Annotated in this window: 16 protein-coding genes; 3 read left to right on the plus strand and 13 right to left on the minus strand. The window is 56.1% G+C overall.

Annotated features, from left to right (window positions below; genetic code table 11):
- The first annotated feature begins 108 nt into the window (after positions 1-108).
- From ACESMT_RS04960 to ACESMT_RS04970, 3 genes are read left to right on the plus strand one after another with little or no spacing between them, the layout of a single operon-like run.
- Positions 109-1173: a hypothetical protein gene (locus ACESMT_RS04960; RefSeq protein WP_372825464.1), complete on the plus strand. Its 1065-nt coding sequence runs from the start codon at positions 109-111 to the stop codon at positions 1171-1173.
- A 10-nt stretch (positions 1174-1183) separates the two neighbouring features.
- Complete coding sequence (locus tag ACESMT_RS04965) at positions 1184-2632, plus strand: hypothetical protein (RefSeq protein WP_372825465.1); 1449 nt, start codon at positions 1184-1186, stop codon at positions 2630-2632.
- 1 nt (position 2633) lies between these two features.
- Complete coding sequence (locus ACESMT_RS04970; RefSeq protein ID WP_372825466.1) at positions 2634-9611, plus strand: PLxRFG domain-containing protein; 6978 nt, start codon at positions 2634-2636, stop codon at positions 9609-9611.
- 258 nt (positions 9612-9869) lie between these two features.
- On the opposite strand, the gene ACESMT_RS04975 is transcribed toward ACESMT_RS04970, so the two are convergent.
- The 13 genes from ACESMT_RS04975 to ACESMT_RS05035 form a co-directional block, all read right to left on the minus strand.
- A complete protein-coding gene (locus tag ACESMT_RS04975; RefSeq protein WP_372825467.1) occupies positions 9870-12701 on the minus strand; it encodes a DUF927 domain-containing protein in 2832 nt (943 codons plus the stop codon).
- Positions 12702-12790: 89 nt separating this feature from the next.
- A complete protein-coding gene (locus ACESMT_RS04980; protein WP_372825468.1) occupies positions 12791-13027 on the minus strand; it encodes a helix-turn-helix domain-containing protein in 237 nt (78 codons plus the stop codon).
- Positions 13009-13908 (minus strand): hypothetical protein, encoded by a 900-nt coding sequence (locus ACESMT_RS04985; protein ID WP_372825469.1) that lies wholly within the window; start codon positions 13906-13908, stop codon positions 13009-13011. The genes ACESMT_RS04980 and ACESMT_RS04985 overlap by 19 nt, the downstream gene beginning before the upstream one ends.
- A gap of 15 nt (positions 13909-13923) precedes the next feature.
- Positions 13924-14310: a hypothetical protein gene (locus tag ACESMT_RS04990; RefSeq protein WP_372825470.1), complete on the minus strand. Its 387-nt coding sequence runs from the start codon at positions 14308-14310 to the stop codon at positions 13924-13926.
- A gap of 61 nt (positions 14311-14371) precedes the next feature.
- A complete protein-coding gene (locus ACESMT_RS04995; RefSeq protein ID WP_372825471.1) occupies positions 14372-15940 on the minus strand; it encodes a DEAD/DEAH box helicase in 1569 nt (522 codons plus the stop codon).
- Position 15941: 1 nt separating this feature from the next.
- On the minus strand, positions 15942-16223 hold the full coding sequence (locus tag ACESMT_RS05000; RefSeq protein ID WP_372825472.1) for a hypothetical protein: 282 nt from the start codon (positions 16221-16223) through the stop codon (positions 15942-15944).
- The gene (locus ACESMT_RS05005; protein WP_372825473.1) at positions 16192-16428 is read right to left on the minus strand and encodes a hypothetical protein; all 237 of its coding nucleotides are present in this window, start codon (positions 16426-16428) and stop codon (positions 16192-16194) included. The genes ACESMT_RS05000 and ACESMT_RS05005 overlap by 32 nt, the downstream gene beginning before the upstream one ends.
- Positions 16429-16433: 5 nt before the next feature.
- The gene (locus ACESMT_RS05010) at positions 16434-16571 is read right to left on the minus strand and encodes a hypothetical protein (RefSeq protein WP_372825474.1); all 138 of its coding nucleotides are present in this window, start codon (positions 16569-16571) and stop codon (positions 16434-16436) included.
- Between the two features lie 130 nt (positions 16572-16701).
- Positions 16702-17115, minus strand: coding sequence for a DNA-directed RNA polymerase subunit alpha C-terminal domain-containing protein (locus ACESMT_RS05015; protein WP_372825475.1), 414 nt, complete (start codon positions 17113-17115; stop codon positions 16702-16704).
- 1 nt (position 17116) lies between these two features.
- Positions 17117-17323, minus strand: a complete 207-nt coding sequence (locus ACESMT_RS05020) for a hypothetical protein (protein ID WP_372825476.1) — start codon at positions 17321-17323, stop codon at positions 17117-17119.
- Positions 17320-17490: a hypothetical protein gene (locus ACESMT_RS05025; protein WP_372825477.1), complete on the minus strand. Its 171-nt coding sequence runs from the start codon at positions 17488-17490 to the stop codon at positions 17320-17322. The genes ACESMT_RS05020 and ACESMT_RS05025 overlap by 4 nt, the downstream gene beginning before the upstream one ends.
- Positions 17487-17678 (minus strand): hypothetical protein, encoded by a 192-nt coding sequence (locus ACESMT_RS05030; RefSeq protein WP_372825478.1) that lies wholly within the window; start codon positions 17676-17678, stop codon positions 17487-17489. Before ACESMT_RS05030 ends, ACESMT_RS05025 begins: the two co-directional genes overlap by 4 nt.
- Entirely contained in the window at positions 17665-18504 is an 840-nt protein-coding gene (locus ACESMT_RS05035) for a hypothetical protein (RefSeq protein ID WP_372825479.1), read from the minus strand. The genes ACESMT_RS05030 and ACESMT_RS05035 overlap by 14 nt, the downstream gene beginning before the upstream one ends.
- Positions 18505-18646 lie beyond the last annotated feature (142 nt).

The raw sequence follows: 18646 nt of genomic DNA on the forward strand, positions 1-18646 counted from the left end.
CGACTCGTCGTCTCGGCGATGACAGATTTAAGAGTGGCAAAGCTCTGGGGCCGTATGGGTTTCAAGGAAGCGGCCACGCAAATGATATATACATTCTGAGGTACTTATATGTGCGGATCAAGCCAACCAGCAGCTCCTACAGGCCAGACACTAACGCAGACAACCATCCCCGACTACGCGAAACCGTATGTCGAAGGCATGCTGGGGAAGCAACAAGCGCTGGGTGATGCAGCATTCAACCCGTTCCCCGGCGGAGTAAACGCGCAGGTAGCAGGTTTTTCTCCCCTCCAACAACAGGCGCAGTCGGGCGTTGCTGGGCTCCAGATGCCCGGACAGTTCGGGCAGGCGTCGGATATGGCACGGCAGTCGGGTGTGGGTGCTTTGGGTACTACTGGGCAAGCCGCAGGGTACGGCGCTCAGGGTTCTGCAGCAGGACAAGCCTACGGGCAGAACGCGCAAGACCCGGCAGCTGTTCAACGGTACATGAACCCGTATCTGCAAGCGACGCTAGACCCAGCGATGCAGCTACAACAGCAACAGTTTGGTATGTTGAACGCACAAAACCAAGGTCAAGCCACTCAGGCAGGCGCATTTGGCGGTGGTCGTCAGGCCATCATGCAGGGGCTCAACCAGCAGAACCAGATGCTTGCGCAGAACCAATTGGTCGGCAACGCGTACAACCAAGCGTACAACCAAGCCAACCAGAACATGCAGACTGCGGGCTCCCAAGCCATGCAAGGCGCCGGGCTGGGTCTTCAAGGTGTGGCAGCGGAGCAGGCAGGCTACGGTCAAGCAGGGCAGGCGGCAACGAACCTGTCGAACATCGGCAACCAAGCCCTCGGCGCGGAGCAGAGCATCTACGGCGCACAACAAGCCACGGGCGCTACACAGCAGGCGCAAGAGCAAGCGCGGATGGCGCAGGCTCAGCGGAATTGGGATCAGGAGATCGCCTACCCGCAACAGCAGCTGTCTAACATGTCGAACATGCTGCGCGGGCTGCCTATGCAAGGCACCGGCACGCAGTCGACATACGAGACTGGCCCGAGCGGGATACAGAACATAGCCTCGCTGGGCTTGGGTGCGGCGGGTATTAGCAGGCTTATGCGCAACGCCAAGGGCGGCATGATTCGCTCCGGCGGCCTCGGTGCTATTGCTTTGAAAAACCTAGTGTGAAGGACAGAACATGATTGATAAAGCTTCCGTCTTCGCAGAACGGTTCAGATATACCCCGGGGTTGCTGCAGGCTTCTGTTATGGGTCAGGGTACAGACCCGAGCCTAGACCCCTACACGGCTCTTCGGGCCTTGCAGCTCATCAAAGAATCGAACGCCATGATGATGGCCCGCCAAGCAGAGGGGCCGACGGAGGCTCCGTCGCTGGCAGCGCAAGCAGTTGAGCCACAGGGGTTAGAAGCGATGCTGCCGATGGGCGCTCCAGTTGGGCAGATGCCACAAGAAGCCCCACAGGAAACCTACGGCGGTGTGGCGAGCATGCCAACCCCTGACGACGGCTTCGCTGGGGGCGGCATCGTGGCGTTCGCGGGCGGTGGCACTCCGAGAACAACTTATACACAAGCCGCGTTCGATGCTATCCCACAGCCTACGACTATGGCGGACCGTGAAGCGGGTATAACGGAGCAACAGGGCTACGTCCAGAAGCTGTATGGCGCGGATCGTCTGGCCCCCTACGCCGAAGATATTGCCAAAGAACGACACGATTTAGATAGCCGAAAGGGCGCAGACATGGGGTACGCGTTGTTGGCAGCCGCGCAGGCCGTTGTCGCCAAGCCCGCTAGGGGTCGTGGGCTCGGGGCTATTGCACCAGCGCTTGCCAACGCCGCAGGCGCGTTCGGCGCTGAGATGCAGAAGTCCGATAAAGATATGCGCGAGGCCAAGCGCCTGCTCCGCCAGTCCGAGATCACGTTGGCCACTGCGCAGCAGGCGCGTGCTGATGGTAGAACAGACAAGGCCATAGCGCTGTTCAGCGATGCTGATAAGCAGAAACGTGAAGCTGAGCAGAAGTTGAGCGACGCTAATATGAAGGCCGCTGAAATGGAGAAAGGCATCGAGGTAGCCAACATTTCGGCGGGGGCTTCCATGGCGGCGGCTAACAAACCGTCGGATATGGATAAGCAAGCGAGCGCCATATATGACGCTATGGTCGCGAAGGACCCATCTATCCTTAACGACCCGGTTAAAAAAGCGCAGGCTGCAGCCGATTCTCGTCGTATAGGTGCTGGCGAGATTGGCCGCTACCCGGCTGACGCCCGCGTAGCCGCCGGTGAAAACAAAGATGCTCTTGCACTCGAGAAGTTGGTCGACGAAGATGAAACGGGTAAATTGCTCAAGATGAGGCTCGCTATGCTTACCGGTAAGACAGACGCGGAGTCTTTGAACAAAAAAGCCGAAATTGAACGCGGGCTTGACAAAATCCGTAAAGATAAACGAGCGGCTGTTGAGGGCGCAGCTCCTGCCAGTCGCCCCGCTGCCCCGCCAGTTCGGGGTGGTGCACCGATTGGGCCAGTCCAACCAAGCGCCGCGCATATATCTGCGTTGAAAAATAACCCAACTATGCGCGACGCTTTCGATGTGAAATTTGGAGCTGGCGCAGCGGCAAGAATACTAGGGAACTAAGATGGCCAATTTTTTCGACCAGTTTGATACTGCGAAAGAACCAGAGCCGTCTGCAAACTTCTTCGACCAGTTTGACGCGCCCAGTAAGAAAAAAGCCGCGCCCGAACCGACGCCGGAAGAGCAGTCTTTCATGCGCAGCGTAGCTGATGTCCCCCTTAAAATTGGTGCTGGGGTTGTTACCGGCGTTCGTTTGATTTCTGACGCTTTTGGCGCTGGTAGTGGGGTGTCCAATGCCCTTAAGGGCGCAGAAGATTGGGTCGCCGACCTGTACAGCGCACAGTCTAAAAATGACTCGAAAGAAGTCGCCCGCATCATGAAGGAGGCGGAGGACAAGGGCGTGGGTGACCAAGTTACAGCTGCGTTAAGCGCTTTCTCAGTTGCGCCGGTCGACATAATAGTGAACGCGCTTGGTACTTCGGCTCCTGTGATAGTAGCGGCATTGTCCGCCAAGGTTCTCGGTGCGGGGAAATTGGCAGTTACTGCTATCGGTGCGGGTATTGGCCACGTTATGGGCGCGGGCACGGTCAAAAGTGCTATTTACGACGCGGTAAAAGAAGAGCTAGAAAAGACCGCCATGCCTGCGGAGCAGATAGAAGCCCGAGCGAAAGCAGCCCAAGAGTACGGCGGCGAAAACTTGGATATGATTTTAACTGGTGCTGCCATAGGCGGTATTGGAGCCGTCACAGGGTTTGAACCTGCTGCGGCCCGGCAACTTGCCAAGCAGATTATGGGTAAGGCTGTAGGCGCAAAGGTGGCGAAAGAGACAGCCGGGGCTGCTGAGCGGGGGGCGATTAAACAAGGCGCAATTACCGGCTCTAAAGAGTTAGTTGGCGAAGCGACGCAGGGCGGCCAAGAACAGCTGGCGCAAAATATTGCCCTACAACGCGAAGGTTATGATGTGCCCACTATGCGCGGCGTAGTAGGCGCGGCGACTTTAGAGGGTGTGGCAGGTTTTGGTCTCGGGGCCGTTACCGGTGCACGCGAAGGAAAACAAGCGCGACAGGAACAAGAGCAGCCCGGCAAATCAGTCTACGATCGACTGACAGAGGAGTACGACGATGCTGGAGAAATTATCCCACCAGCAGGTGGAGCAGGCGCTGGCGTGGCTGGCCAGCCCGGTTCAAGAGCCGCCGCCAGACGCGCTCGTAAAGCTAAATCAGATGGAGTGGTTCCTGCTGGACAGGATGCTGGCTCAATTGATGGCCGAACGGGACAACAACTCGCTCCACTAACCTCGATTGAAGAGTTCCTCGCGTTTGAAGAAGACCAAGTGTGGGATGTCCCGCCCGCTGGACAGCCGTCGGGCGATCAGGGCATACCCGCTGGGCAGCGGGAACCCCTCGCTATGCGGAGCGATCAGGGCATACCCGCTGGGCAGCGGGAACCCCCCGCTATGCGAGGCGACCAAGACAATATGTTCGGCGCGGCCAAAAACGCTAGGCGGCTAGCTAATACCGCCTTTGCCCAAGCGGACGGCAGTGTCGCCAAGGCTACTGCGGATTTGGAAGCGCAGAAGCAGCGCCTTATAGACCGTTACCGCGCCGGGGAGTTCGGCGCTACTTGGGCAATGGGGCAGACCATACCCGGCATGACTCGCGGTGAAGCCGTACGGAACTTCCAGCAGGTAGCGCAGGATTTTGTAGGCCGGATGTCCGAGAAGATCGACTACGCTATCTCGCTACTACAAGGTAGCCCCCGTGCTATGCGGGGTTCGCAGAGCGACATGTTTGCGGAGGATTTATCCAAGCTTAGCGACGAGGACCTTAGAAAAACGTTGTTGCAAAGAGGGTATGGCGAGGAGCAAGCCACCAAGGCTATCGCCGAATTGAAAGAAAAATGGGCGGCGAAAGAAACTGCGCGGCCCCAAAAAGAGCAGAAAGAGCGCAGGGTTGCGCCGGTAACTTCAGAAGCGCAGGCGGTGGCGGACTTGGAGGCGGCGGACTTGGAGGATTTTGGCGCCCCCGTTAACGAAGAAGCAGCAGGTGGAATAGAAGGCGAAGGCGAAGGCGAAGGCGAAGCAGAAGGCGTTGTGTCTCAAGAACTCGGGGACCAAAAAGGCCCACGCGACAGAGCACCTAAACCCGGGGACGATAGGGAGCACATACTCGATACGGTAGAAGGCAAGCAGATTGTAGGTTTCTTCGACACTATTCAATCTGCTAACCAGACACCAGAGGGAGTAAAAGACCACGGTTACCCTAAAAACGTCGCTGCTGAAACCCTGTTGACGTATGACATCACGAAACCCGGCGAGACGACGACCTCCAGCATGAAGAAGATGCTCAAGTACCTCACGGCCAGTGTGGGTGGGGTAGCTTCGTTCAAAGCGCTGATGGACTCGCTTAACAGCGCCGCGCCCGAAGCCCGGGGCGATTTATTCGTCAGAGCAGGACTCCCCGACCTCACGACCCGCCGTGGTATGGCCACGTTTAGTAAGAGCGTGCAGGAGTACGTGAGCGATCTCGGTGGGAGTGGTGCCGGTTTCAGTGTGGACAGAAGAGCTGAATCGGGTATCCATATAGAGCGGTTCACCACACCTACAGAAGGCACGCAAGTATTTGGCCCCACGGTAGAAGGCAAGCCACGCGAACCCGATACCACAATGACGGAGACCGAGCACGTCATTGTCGATAGCAAGTTATATGGCGCGTGGCTCGCTATCAAAGCTGCGCGTAAGGCCGGAGGGAAACTATCGGACGGTATGCGTGCGGCTATTGCATACACAAGCAACCCGACGAACCGCAAAGCGTTCAGCGACGTTTTGACTGCCGTGGCGTACGATATAGCCTACGAAATTAGCGCGGACTCTAATTTTTCTAGGGAAGGTAGCGTTGCAGCAAACCATTTCCGCGACTTTGTAAAAACCAATTTGTCCCCCAGTACGTTGGCCACGCTAGACGAAATGATCGAGCAGTACAAGCAGTCTGCCAAAGCCAACAAAGTCCACCGCGAAGCAGTAGACACGTACAAAGCGGCACTTAAAGTGTACGTCCAGAGGATGCGTAAAGAGGGTAAAGCCGCAGTCCAGCTCGCTAAGGAACAGGAGAAAATTGCCCGCCGTAAACCGACTAAACGTGTCGGGGAAACCGAAGAAACAGAGAGCGAACCAACTCCTGCTATTGCGGTGGACTATAGAAAGAACCTGCCAACAGATGAGATTCTTGTTACGTCCCACCCTGACGTTATTCGCGAGCTAAAGACTGGCACCGTTCGCGGTGCGTTGGAAATGCTCACTCGGATGAAGGGCAATCCTTACTACGCCAGCTTAGCCCAGCGCCTGCTCGACACTGGCTTTGAACCCAAGAGCCGTTTTGTCACCGTAGACACGATGGAGTCGGTGTCTAACGACCCAGAATACGGCAAAGCTTTGGAGGAGCGTATCAAGGATGTGGACGAGTTAATCACCGCGCTCTACCCAGAGGACAAACAAGGCGCGTTGAGAGCCGGTTTGAATTCTGGCAAGCTGCGCAATGTGCTGGATGTTATGGCCGAGCTCAAAGCGTTGACGAATGCGGGCGAATCCAACCAGTTGGTGTTTGATAGCCTGCTTGATTTAGTCCGTGCGCAGTACGTATGGGACGGCAAATACGACCCTGTGACCGACACTATCGTCATGCGCCAAGGTGCTGGCACGCTTACAACTCACCTGCTGTTCCACGAGACTATCCACGCCGCTGCGTCTCACTTGATAGACAACTACAAGACGTTGAGTGGCCTCCAGAAGCAGGGCTACGACCAGCTGGTTAAGCTGTTTAAACACGCCAAAATGAAGGCCCTAGAAGAGGGGGTCGAGTTTTATGGCCTATCAGACCTGAATGATGCGTTGCCACACGAGTTCGTGTCCGAGGCTTTGTCTAACCCGGTCTTCCAAGCTTGGCTACGCAGCGTCCCCTACGAGTCCACACCTTTCTCCTACTTAAGCCGTTTCACAGACGGCATCCGTAAGCTGTTCAACGTCAAGAAAGGCTACGAGAGCAACGTCATGGCTGAGGCCATGTTTGCTGCTGATGCGATGATGTCCGGCACGATGTCTCTGGATGGACTCACTACCACTGGGCCGAAAGCAATGGCGCGAGTCAAAGCTAAGAGCAAGCCAACCAAAGTGCCGACGGGGCTGCCCAACCAGCCATCAACCTTGCGCCGTTGGCTGCGTACGCGCTCATGGAATAGCGTGTTGCGCGAGTCCAGAAGCGTTAACGCTACTATTCGCCCCGCGTACTTGGGGGTTCTAACGCTCCGCCAGCTTAATGACTTAGTCGCGGGCCGCATCCCGCAACTCACAAACTACATTCAGGTGGTCGAGGACTTCCTCGCCCGCAAGAGCAACATCCTCGCTGCGTCGGCTAAAGTCTCCCGCCAGTGGGAGCTGTTGCAATCTAAAGACCCTGAGATGTCCCGTAGGGTGTCAGCGGTTATGCACGCAGCCACTATCACCGAGGTAGACCCGGACAAAGCCAATGTGCTGCAACGCAACGCCAACGTGCAGTTGATGCAGGACTGGAACGACTTGACCCCCGAGGCCAAGGCCGTTTATAGAGGGGCTCGTGATTTCTTCCGCCGCATGTACGTCGACTATAGACGGTTAATGCACCGCCGGATTATCCAGATGGGCCAGTCGGGTGTGTCGAAAGCGACGATCCTAAAAATACGCGCTGAGTTCGAGAAGGGGGCACTCAAAGGCCCCTACTTCCCGTTGATGCGTCATGGCCGTTTCTTCTACCAGATTGGCAGGGGGCAGGACCGCGAGTACTATATGTTCGAGTCACAGGGAGCCCGCGCAGCCCACGCAGACGAGCGCGTAAAACGGGACCCGCATTTGGCTGGCACGATAGGCGATAACATCGGCAACGACTACGCTAAACAGATGGACGCCCATGCCCGCGAGTCTGCGTTCTTGGCGGAGATATTCGACGCCGTAGATGGCATCGACGTTACTGGTTTGAGTCCAGCTGATGCTGACAAACGCAAAACCGAAATGAAGGACAGCTTCTATCAGACGTACTTGCAGAACCAGCCTGACCGCAGCATGCGTAATCAGTTCATCCACCGCAATAGCGTGGAAGGTTTCTCGCAAGACGCTATGCGTAACTTCGCCACTTCATCGTTCAACATGGCGTACCAGCTGGCCCGCTTTGAGTACTCACCCGAGATGTTCTCCCAACTGGACGCGGCTCGTGCGCACATAAAACGTCGTGTGCCCGCTGGCACTAACTACGACCCAAGGCTCGCTGCCGAGAACGACGAGTTGCGCGACTATGTAAAAGAAGCCGAACTAGGTTTGAGCGCCCTGCTCAATCCAGTCGACACGGGCCCGTGGGTCAGCTGGTTCTCTAACGTGGGATTCATTTACTACCTGACATCTATGGCGTCCGCAGCGGTTAACGTACTTGGCGGCGTGATGATCGGTGTGCCCACGCTGGTGGGCCAACAGATTAGAGCCAACCCTAAAATGGGCTACACCCACGCCGTTGCAAAAGTTATGGCGCAAACATCTAAGACGGTGGCTCAGATTTTGGCCACAGGTTTCAACGTTGAAACGGGCGGGCGTGTCCGCGATTTCCGTTTGCTGACTCCGTCGCTAGAGCGTTCTGGGTCAATGAGCGCCATGGACATGGCAGCGTACAAAAGGTTCGTCGCTGATGGTTTGATTGATATAACGGCGGCCTACGACCAATCGGGTATAGCCGCTAAGCCAACAGAGGATTATTCCGGCATCCCCAACAAGGCGATGCAAATGATAGCGTTTGCATTTCACCACACGGAACGGTTTAACCGCGAGGTGATAGCCATGTCTGCGTTCCGCACGGCTATGGAGAAGCGTGCGGGCTACGCAAACCAGCGGCAGGCGTTCGCTGAGTCCGTCGCAGAAGCTAAAGACTTGACCGCGAAGTCCATGTTCGACTACTCCTCTGCAAACAAACCCCGTTACATGCGACACCCAATTGCCCGGGTGATTCTGCAGTTCAAGCAGTGGCCCCAGCAGATGACGTTCTTCCTAGCCCGCAACGCGTACAACTCGTTTAAGGGTTTGACAGTAACCGACCGGCGTGAAGCGCGGGCGCGGTTCGTTGGAACTATGGGTTCAGCCGCAATCATGTCCGGGGTAACTGGTCTCTGGGGCTTCTCGACTGTGGCCGCGATCATTGAGGCCGTGTTTAATTCCGGTCTAGAGGACGACGACGAAGAGAAGTTGGACTTCGAGCTTGAGTTCATGAACTGGGCGGTCAACACCCTTGGTAAGGACGCGGGCATGATGTTGGGGCGTGGGGCGTTCAACGCACTGGGCTTCGACGCTGCTAGCAAACTGAGGTTGGACAGCATGTGGATTCCCGACGGGCGGGAGAACTTAGACGCTAAGGCAGCGTTGAGCGATGCGCTGTTCAAAGCGCTCGGCCCCCATGCGGGCATAGTGCAGAACGCGGCCCGGGCGGTTGATCTGCTTAACTCTGGGCACGGGGACCGAGCTATTGAGGCCATCCTGCCATCATTCGTGCGCCACCCAGTAGTAGCGTATCGGTACGGCAAAGAGGGCGCTAAAAACTTAGCTGGCGATGACCTCGTGGAAGAGTTCACACCGTTTGAGTTGGCCATGCGGGCCGCAGGTTTCCGTACTGCGGAGCTGGCTGAGCGCCAGTACTTCAACATCACTAAGAAGGGCCAAGCGGAAGGCATTGACAAGAAGCGCGACCAAGTCCTGAACTACTTTGGCCTAACCTTCATATCCAATGATGCCGACGGCACCGAGGAAGCGATGGAGCAAATAATCAAGTTCAACGACCGCCACCCAACTAAGGCGATCGACGTAGACGGCATCATCAGCTCGATTGAGAAGAAGCTGGAGAAGTCCGCCCTGACCGATAGTGGCCTGTATATTGACCCTAAGCTGCGCCATATCGTGACGCAGGACTACGTGGACAAACTGAAGAAGCCGCCTAAGCCCCCAGCGGGAAAAGAAAACTTCTTCGATAAGTTTGATTAAAAAAGAGCCCCGCTGTTTAGGCGGGGCTAACTCATCAAGGAGAGAGACAACTTACGTTGCCCTCAAATTGTACGTTTAGTTCGCCAAACCCGCAAGCCCCAGATTTCGTCTTCTATTACCAGCTTAACGATCACCGCGTAGCCGAGCCGGGCCATCTTGCCTTCTACACGCTCCCGCGCTTTGATGTCGTTCAGGCATGGCACAAAGAACGAGCTGCCGACTGTGAACTCTACCCAGTCTAGCTCATAGTTCACCCCCTCAATCCGCATCGCCTTCTAAGCTCACGTCGGGCTCGATGCCCAACAGGTCAGCATCGAACTCCAAAGCTACTACGGGCGGCGCGTTAATCTCGGTGCCCACGTCCAAGCGGACACGGACTTCTGCGATGAACGCGCCAGTCAGGTTCAGCCCAGACAACAGGTCGGTGAAGGTGATCTGCTTGGCGGCGCAGTAGTCCTTCAGCGCCTGCCGGACGATGTATATCTTCTTGGTGTCTGGCTCGTAGCGTATCATCAGCGCCCCGCGTGGTATCAGGATGGGCGCGGCGGCTATGCCCGCTCGAGATGAGCTGTACTTGTTCACCACCAAGATGTTCAGGTTGTGCTTGAGCAGGAACTCACCGATCACGGTGGCGTAGTCGTTGAAGGTCAAACGCGTGGTGCCTTGCATAGCCTGAATCTCTTCAACTGCCCAGTCGAACACGCGCTTGTAGCTGATGTTGTGGAGGCCTAGCTTGTAGGCGAACATCCCGCCCGCTAGGTTAGACGCAGCCATACCCGACCAGAACCGCTCGCGGGTCTCGATTTTCACGGCCTTATCCAGTTTGATCTGGAGCTTGAGTGTTGTGTCTATGCACTCCTCCAAGTTCTGGACTAGGAACTGCGCGTACTTGCCCCCTGCATGTCCGTAGTTGCTCTGCAGCCTGCCGAAAACGTGCTTCGCCGAGGCCTTGTCTAGGTTGTTGGTCGGGTCGATCTTGTACTGCATCAGGCGCATCAACTCGCCTTCGGCGGTTGACTTCAGCGACTCTAGCTTGTCGGTCATACTGGCGTTGGACGTGGCCACCATCATGGTCGCCCAGTAGCCTTGGGACTCCCGCTCCTCGTTGGAGGACGACTTCATCCTGCGGCGCGGCGCACCTTGCGTCACGCTGTACGCTAGATCAGAGAAGTCATCGCCGCTCATCTTGGTGATCTCGTCGCAGCCCAGCGGCAGGTTGCACATCACGGCCATGCGGTGCAGCTTGACGTTAAGCGTATCGCGCCATTGAATCATCAGCTCGTCGGGGTGGCCCCAGACGCTGTTCATCACTTGCAAGACGGTGGACTTGCCAGTACCCGAGCGGTTGTTAATCAGGTTGATGATGCCGCCCTTGATGCCCATAAATTTGACGAGCGGGGCGCCGAAGGCGGTGAACACAGCAAATGCATGGGGCTCAAACCCCGGCATGTCGTAGACGTTGATGATCTCCTTCCAGTCATCAAACGAGCCCATGGGTTGGAGCGCATTGGATAGCCCACGTGTAGTTTTAGACGGCGGGCTGTGCCGTACGTAGTCCGGGCCGATCTCACGGAAGCCCAGAATAAACTTCTGGTCGCCGTCGGCCCAACCGAATTGCTGTCGCATCATCTCAACCTCCTGTGTTACTTGCAGCTCTTTCGCACACTGCACTAAATAGTCAAGGATCAACAGCATTTGCGCGGGCAACGCAATCACACCGTGAAACGACAGGGCTCTGCGTAGTTCGTCTCTGCTCAACGCATCGACGAGCGTCAGGGAAAATTCTTTGACCCCATCACGGGGCAAGGACAGCCGCATGATTACGGTCTCTCCTTGTCCGGGGTCGTACAAACGCTTGGTCACGAACAGGTCGTACTCATAGACAAGGGCTACCGCTGCGTCGCCGTCTTCCTCTTCTTTGATGTGCTTGTAGATGCCGCCCGTCTTACCGCGAAAGTAGCGGTTGGGTAGCTTGGGTACTACGAACGCAGGTATGGGGTCAACGTTTTTATCTTCTGGCACAGCGTACTCAATGACTGTGCCTTCTGCCGCCATGGCGATCTCGTGGCCCAGCACGATCGGCGATTTGATCTTGCCCTTATGCGGGCAGTGGTCACATATCCTCGGTGCGATCGAATCAAACGTACTGCACGTATATGGGCCTTTGACGGTGTTGGCTTTGTCTTCCGTTCTTTGCGGGTCGTACGTGTTGTGCTGCTTCGATATGATGTGTATAGCCTTGGCACTATCTACACAGAACTTGGCTATGGACAGCCCCGCCCGCCACAGCGGCTCTTCGATGTCGTTCTGGTTCTCCATGATGTTGCGCAGCTGCTCGCAACCTTTGCCCGCTATGGTCTTGTCGAAGATTATCTTGAAGCGCGACTGGCGGTTGCCAGCCAACGCACTGGTCAGCTCGTCCAGTTGAACGGGTTTGTGCAGGTGCTTGGGCGGCGCAACAGGCCCCATGAGTTTGGCGAAGTCTTCAAACGATATCGGGGCGGTCTCGTTCATCAGCACCACAGCTGACCCATCTTTGTGGTTGGTAGTGCTGGGGACGCGCAGCACCCGCGCCGCGTCGGCGGGCACAGCAGGGTCGCCGATAAACTTGTGCTTGGCGCACAGCGCCTTAAACGCCTCGGCAACGGGCACCCACTGTTCTCGGGTGACTGCCTCTATCAGTGGCCAGTACACATGCCACCCACGACCTGAGTTGACGATCGTCGGGCGGGGCAGCCGCAGGGTCTTGCACAAGTCCTTGAGCGCTTCCATCCCTGTGGTCTGGTCAATGTAGCCCTTGATGCGCCCGTACTTGTCAGGCGTGGCCTTGTCTACCCCGCAGTCGATGTCTAAAAAGAAGGCCTGCATCCAGCCGCAGTTCTCGGCCTCGCGGCTCTCGTCAGTTATAAATTTACCCAAGCTAAAGTAGACATCGCGTCCTTTAGCGGCAAGACTCTCAGCTGCCTCCTGCATCTCCGCGAGAGTCTTGAAGTGTTCTTGATGTGCCCCCCTGCCGTTGAGCAAAGAGAAGATGCAGTACCAGCCGTCGTTAGGGGCCACTACCCGCCGTAGCAGTTCAATATCCGCCATGATGTTCCCAGACACGTCAATAAAATAGGGGGTAACGGGGGGCTGACGGAAACCCCGTTCGCTCCGTCGAGCTAGTTACCCCCGAACCGTTATATTGAGAAGACTTCTTTGATTCTGGTCGTGTGCTGTGGCAGCGGCGTATGTGTGCCAATGAACCAGTTGTAGACGGTCTGCTTGCTGACGCCGAGTAGCTCCATCACTTCCGTGACAGGTATCCCCGCGTCAATGCAGTGCCGTCCTAACCGCACGCCAACATTCTTCTTGTTGGCTTTGCGGTTCAACGTACGTATGCCGTAACTGTAGCCGATCACGCGTCGTCTCCCCACTCATCCACCATGGCTGCTAGGTTCTGTTTAGGCTTAGGTGGCGCGGGTTCTTTCTTCTTCTCCGAGCGGACCATCGGCTCCGCAGGTTCCTCCGCTACTTCTTTGGCGGGGGCTGCCAGCGCTGCGGCGGAGCCAGCAGGGGCAACCAGTCTGGGCAACTGGGGCTCCGCCGCCCGCTTGGTAAAGCTGAGCTTACTCGCGTTGACAGCGACCACCGTATTGCCCTGCTCTACACAAGTTGCATACGTCTCCTCGTCCAAGAACTCCGCGTTGGAAAATATAAGTTTCGGGGTGTCACTGTCAGTGTCAAACGTCAGGCGGGTTGTCAGCATGTTCAGGTTATACCCAGACTGCCCAACGTACTTGGCGTATTGCAGGAACGGCATGTTCGTGACGTTGCCTTGACCGAAGATAGACTTCGATGGCAGGATCAACTGGAACACGTCGCCGCCTGTGTTGTTGCGGAGCACGACACTCAACCGCATGGAGTATCGGCAAGAGGCACGCCCGCCAGCGCCGGAACCTTTGATGGCTCTTGGGCACTCTTTGCAGTTGCTGCCTTGTGGGTCTTCTACGTCGGCATCGGGGCGCTCACCGTTGCTCGACCAGCAGTCAGGCGCGGAGGTTTCCTCGGCGTTGTACTCTTGCGCGTACCAAGTTTTCTGTACGGTCTTCGTGCCGTTAACGATCACGACGTCCATGAAGGGGTCGGTGTTCTTAGCAATCTCCTTACCGCCATCTACAAGACGGAAGACACGCCCGCGCAGCGAGATGCGCTTGGTGCTGCCGCCCGAAAAAGCGAAGGCCTTGGTGAAGTCGTCTATCGGGACGTTCCGCAAGTGGGCGGGGAGGTCAGCGTTGAAGGTTGTAACATTACTCATGGTTCTCTCTCTTTCTTAGGTTGATGATTTGCGGCGTACTGTCACCGCGTACCGACTATCTACGTTCATGCCAGCGGGGTATTCGTCTGGGTGTTGCTCCAAAAAATCTTTCATGTTGCCGTTATGGATGCGCTTCTCAAGCAGCCCGAAGGCAGCGTGTTTGGCAATCAGTTTGTAAACCTCACCCCAATCGCTCGGGTTGTAGCGACTCCGTACGCTACGCATAACCGTGGCGTTGGTTGTCGAAATGCTGTTGGCATTTGTGGCGTTCATGACGTCGAGCATCTGGTTCTCGATGACCGTCATTGCGTCGATGAGTACCTCGTCGGCATCGTCGTAAGCCAGCTTGAGCTGGTCCCGTTCAGACCGCAGTTTTATGTACGCGGCGGACAGTTCGTCCATGGCTTGTATTTCCATATTTCTCCTTGGTGAACTTTTATTGTATGGGTCGTTCTAGACTTTGTCAAGTGTCTAGCAACTCTTTTTTGTACAAATCTACAATTTTTTCGTGGTTTGTTATGTTGCTTTGCAGCATTGCATACAAGCGCTTCTCAACGGGGCTGCCCTCGATATGCACAATGGTCATCGCGTTGCGTTGCCCGGGCCGGTTGATGCGGGCGTTCGCTTGCAGGTACGTCTCCGTGGACGTTACAGGAGCGTACCAGATGATGGTGTCGGCGGCTGTAAGGGTAATCCCGTGGGCGGCGGCTTGTGGCTGGATGATGAGCACCTTGAGGTTCTGCTTTTCTTGGAAGTCCTTGAATATGGCAGTGCGCTTATACACAGGGACGTCGCCTTGAATCACTTCGCAGGTCGTGCCGTTCTTCACCAAGTAGTCGCGCAGCAGCTCGATGGTGTGGCGGAAGGGTACGAATATCAGCACCTTGTGGCTTGCCTCGTCGATGACCTCCTGTACAACACGTAGCCGCTCGGACACGTCGAACAGGATGACTGCACCGTTATCAGAGTAGCATGCGCCTGCCGAAATTTGCCTTAATTTATTCATCTTAGCAGCAGCATTAACCACTGATATTTCTTCGCCCACCAACTCAAGCAGCATCTGGTTCTTCAGCTCCTTGTAGTACTTCTGCTGTGAAGGCGTGAGCGGGGCAATGCGGTTGACAACCGTCACTTCTGGCAGGTCCAGACACTCCTCCCTCGTGTAGCGTATAGCGGGCTGCAACATCTCGAACACGTGCTTCTCCGCATCAGGGCGCGGCACCCAGCGGTACATGCTGAGCTTCTGCATGACGGCCTCGCGGAAGTCGCCGAAGAAGCGCGGCGCACGGGCGGGCACGCACAGCCTGCCAAGCCCGTAAGCGTCAACCGGGGACTGAGCGGCGGGTGTGCCGGTCAGCATCCACAGCCACGTGCTTGGTGTGACGAGCTTGTTCATCAACTTCCAACGTTTGGTCTGCGAATTTTTATAATTTGAGGATTCATCAATTACGATGAGATCAAACTTGCCGTGTTTCATAATGTGCTCAGCGACGGTCGCTACCCCGTCGTAGTTGATGATGATGAACTCAGCGGGGCCGCTGATGATCTTCGCCCGCTTGTTAGCGTCGCCATAGGCCACGTCAACTGAGCGATGCACTGCGAACTTGAACAGATCGGCTTGCCACGCAGACTGCATGATGGACAGGGGGCAGACCACCAGCACCCGCTTGATTAGCCCCAGCGTCATCAGATAGTCCGCCGCCCAGATCACCGAGGCCGTTTTCCCGGTGCCCATCTCGTTAAAGCAAAAGGCCCTGCGGCGCAGCGACAAGAACGACGACGTGTCCCGCTGGTGGTCGAACGGCTCAAAGCCCCGAGGTCGTGGCCACTTGTAGTCCCGTTGGATGGGTGACGGCACGCCTTTGATGCCCATATGGGTCAGCTTCTCCGCATTCACCCAGTCCCACGGCACTTCTACCTCGTACCGCTCTTCGCTAAGCTCGCTCGCTATTGTGCTTGTGGGTATGGTCTCGGTGATACGCGCAGGGAAGCGCGTCCTGACCACCAGAGCCCGGTCTTGTAGTACGTGCATATTATTTCATTGAGCCATCTGGGTTACGCTTGAAGGAGCGGTTCTTGCTGGCTGCCTGAATCGCGACGCCGTCGCTGTTCGCGCCGCCCTTACTCAGCGCCTTGTTGTGGGCGACATCCTTGCCCTCGCGCCTGTCGGCTTTGCCGTTGGCGTTCGCGTCTGCCCCCGTCTTGTCGATCTTGCGGCGGGCACGTTGTCGCTCCATGCGGTTGTCGAGCTCGCCTCGAGCCTCCTGCTGCTGGAACTCTTTTTTATATGGTCTTGGTTTCGTTACGTATGGCATATGTTTCTCCTATGTTGGTTATCAGGTTCCGATACTGGTCAATCGCCACCCGTAGATCGGCCTTCAGGTGTTCGTTAGCTTCGACGAGAACCTCGTTCTCCCGCAGCAAGTCATGTGCGAACTTGGCCAGCGTATCCGGCTTCCATGCCATGAGTGCTGATAGGTCGGTTTTTTCTTTAGTCCGCAAAAGGCTATAGGTTTTCATGTTAATCATCTCCCCTTCAAGATGTTTATCTCCATCAGCGCCGCATCCAGCCTCTCCACTAGCAGTCGCTCCAGCTTCGTTAGGTCTGGCGTGACATCCAGCGTGCGGATCAACTCCTCGTTTGTCAACATGTCGTAGTTCATGGTTTTCTTCCTTGGTTTCTTTTCAATATAGGTACGCAGCCACTCCGCGCCGCCCCGGCTGTCGAACGCTGTCCATCCTACGCTGCTCATGCGGATGCTACGCGCACGGAGCGCGTCTGCTGGCTTGGGTCTAGGCATCGATGCCCGCCAACTTCAGTCCGCGTAGCCGGAGTGCTTCCTTGACGTCATTGAGCGATTTACGCCCCATGTTCGGCCCTTTTAATAAATCGTTTTCGGTACATTGGAGCAGCTCGCCGATGGTGTTGATGTTCTCCACCTTCAAACAGTTTAGCGTGCGTGTTAGTAGGTCAAGAGTGCCAACAGAGTCAGCGCGTGTATTTAGGTTGCGACTCACTACCTCCCATGCAATGATGCTTTTGCGCATCTGTGTGTTGGCCACACCATCCGGGTACGGGCACCGTGCATGCAATGAGAACGCATCGAGGCGCTCCATCATCATTTGGGTGAACTCGTGCTCGACTGCCGTTTCCTCGGATTCAAAAATCTTACCGTCTTGCGTTTTAAATGCTTTGATATGTTCCATCTCAGTTCTCCAAAAATATAAAAAGTAACACTATCGCCGCAACACCGCAGCCCCACAGAATGATCTTGTCGTTACGGTGCATGGGTGCGTCCTTCATCGGGTGCAGTCTTTCTCCGGGTGCTTCCCCGAATGCCTCGACCAAGGTGCGCGGGTATCGGTAGGTAAGCGCATCGTAGCGCTGACCAGATTGGTAGTCTCTTGGTGTCATGGTGTTTCTCCTTGTGCCAGTACGCGGGCTTCTTGCTCGGCAACCAGCGCGGGGACGAACATTATCTTTGTGGGAAGTATGGCGATGCGCTCCCCGCTGTTTGCCGCAAGCTGCCTTATTTCCAGCAGTGCCTTTTCTAGGTTGGCTTCTGTCAAGTCTGTGGTCATACAAACCCCTTCGATAAAATAACCGGGTCAGGGCCGCGTGGCGCGTCCATCTTGTTGCCCTTATAGATGCCCTCTTTCCAGCTCATCTGAGGATGCGTGGCCGTCCTGCGTACTTTTTCCTCTGGTGTCAGAATCTCTGGCGTTGGCAGCCAGTGGGTGTTGCGGTATTCGTTTTCAGGTAAGGTCATGATTTTTCTCCTTGAGTTTCGCCTCTACAGCGTGCCACACGTTAGCGCTCTTGAAGCATACGTGCGCCTCATCTTCGGTCAACCCAACCCAAGCTCGTGCAGGTGGCGAGGTGTAGAGCGGCTGTAGCAACTCTGCCCGCTCTGTAGCATCGAAATATATTTTTGCCTTTTTCGAGTTTATGAAGTGTTGTTTATTGTTAAACCAATACCCGAATGGCTCCTGCTCCACCATCTCGGACTTACAAGCAGGCCAAGTGCAGGCGTGGCTCTGGGATGTGTCGATGGCAGCGTCAACTTCCGCGCAAACCTTGCGCAGTTGTTTTTCCTGGGCATCCCCCGCAGCAGCCACAGCAGCATCCCTCGCAGCATCCCTCGCAGCAGCCCCCGCAGCAGCCCTCGCAGCAGCATCCCTCGCAGCATCCCTCGCAGCAGCCCTCGCAGCAGCCCTCGCAGCAGCCCTCGCAGCATCCCCCGCAGCATCCCCCGCAGCATCCCCCGCAGCATCCCACGCAGCATCTAATTCTTTGACTGTCGCCAAGCCGTTTGCAAAACGCTCCGCGACATCAAGCGCATCAAGGCTTCGCTTATCCGTCATCAGATGCTGCACCTGCCTTGCGCACCAGACTGCATAGAGTCTAATTTCACGATCGTGACCTTCGACTGCCTGCAGACACCACAGCGCATCGTCGAGACCATTGCTGTCTAGGATGGTGATGATACTTAGTGCTTCGTCGTCAGCCGTCGTCTTGCCTAAATGCGCTAACAGCTTTTTCCAGCCATCGGCGCAGGGTGACTTTTCGCGTATTTGGTTTAGTGTGGTTTTCATCTCGTCTCCTTCTGCTGCGCTATGGCAGCGTCTATTGCAGCGGCCAGACCTTGCGGGTGTCGCGTGCCATCTTTCGTTTTCCAGTTGTTGACCAATTCAAATAGCTCATCCTTATCCCAGTGTTGCTGCTCAAGCCACATCA

The organism is Polaromonas sp. (genome assembly GCF_041689105.1).
Taxonomy (GTDB): domain Bacteria; phylum Pseudomonadota; class Gammaproteobacteria; order Burkholderiales; family Burkholderiaceae_C; genus Polaromonas.

What these genes read in the sequence shown, in the direction of transcription:
- ACESMT_RS04960 (WP_372825464.1), top strand. Translation starts at nt 109, where the DNA reads ATGTGCGGATCAAGCCAACCAGCAGCTCCTACAGGCCAGACACTAACG.
- ACESMT_RS04965 (WP_372825465.1), top strand. Translation starts at nt 1,184, where the DNA reads ATGATTGATAAAGCTTCCGTCTTCGCAGAACGGTTCAGATATACCCCG.
- ACESMT_RS04970 (WP_372825466.1), top strand. Translation starts at nt 2,634, where the DNA reads ATGGCCAATTTTTTCGACCAGTTTGATACTGCGAAAGAACCAGAGCCG.
- ACESMT_RS04975 (WP_372825467.1), bottom strand. Translation starts at nt 12,701, where the DNA reads ATGGCGGATATTGAACTGCTACGGCGGGTAGTGGCCCCTAACGACGGC.
- ACESMT_RS04985 (WP_372825469.1), bottom strand. Translation starts at nt 13,908, where the DNA reads ATGAGTAATGTTACAACCTTCAACGCTGACCTCCCCGCCCACTTGCGG.
- ACESMT_RS04990 (WP_372825470.1), bottom strand. Translation starts at nt 14,310, where the DNA reads ATGGACGAACTGTCCGCCGCGTACATAAAACTGCGGTCTGAACGGGAC.
- ACESMT_RS04995 (WP_372825471.1), bottom strand. Translation starts at nt 15,940, where the DNA reads ATGCACGTACTACAAGACCGGGCTCTGGTGGTCAGGACGCGCTTCCCT.
- ACESMT_RS05000 (WP_372825472.1), bottom strand. Translation starts at nt 16,223, where the DNA reads ATGCCATACGTAACGAAACCAAGACCATATAAAAAAGAGTTCCAGCAG.
- ACESMT_RS05005 (WP_372825473.1), bottom strand. Translation starts at nt 16,428, where the DNA reads ATGAAAACCTATAGCCTTTTGCGGACTAAAGAAAAAACCGACCTATCA.
- ACESMT_RS05010 (WP_372825474.1), bottom strand. Translation starts at nt 16,571, where the DNA reads ATGAACTACGACATGTTGACAAACGAGGAGTTGATCCGCACGCTGGAT.
- ACESMT_RS05015 (WP_372825475.1), bottom strand. Translation starts at nt 17,115, where the DNA reads ATGGAACATATCAAAGCATTTAAAACGCAAGACGGTAAGATTTTTGAA.
- ACESMT_RS05020 (WP_372825476.1), bottom strand. Translation starts at nt 17,323, where the DNA reads ATGACACCAAGAGACTACCAATCTGGTCAGCGCTACGATGCGCTTACC.
- ACESMT_RS05025 (WP_372825477.1), bottom strand. Translation starts at nt 17,490, where the DNA reads ATGACCACAGACTTGACAGAAGCCAACCTAGAAAAGGCACTGCTGGAA.
- ACESMT_RS05030 (WP_372825478.1), bottom strand. Translation starts at nt 17,678, where the DNA reads ATGACCTTACCTGAAAACGAATACCGCAACACCCACTGGCTGCCAACG.
- ACESMT_RS05035 (WP_372825479.1), bottom strand. Translation starts at nt 18,504, where the DNA reads ATGAAAACCACACTAAACCAAATACGCGAAAAGTCACCCTGCGCCGAT.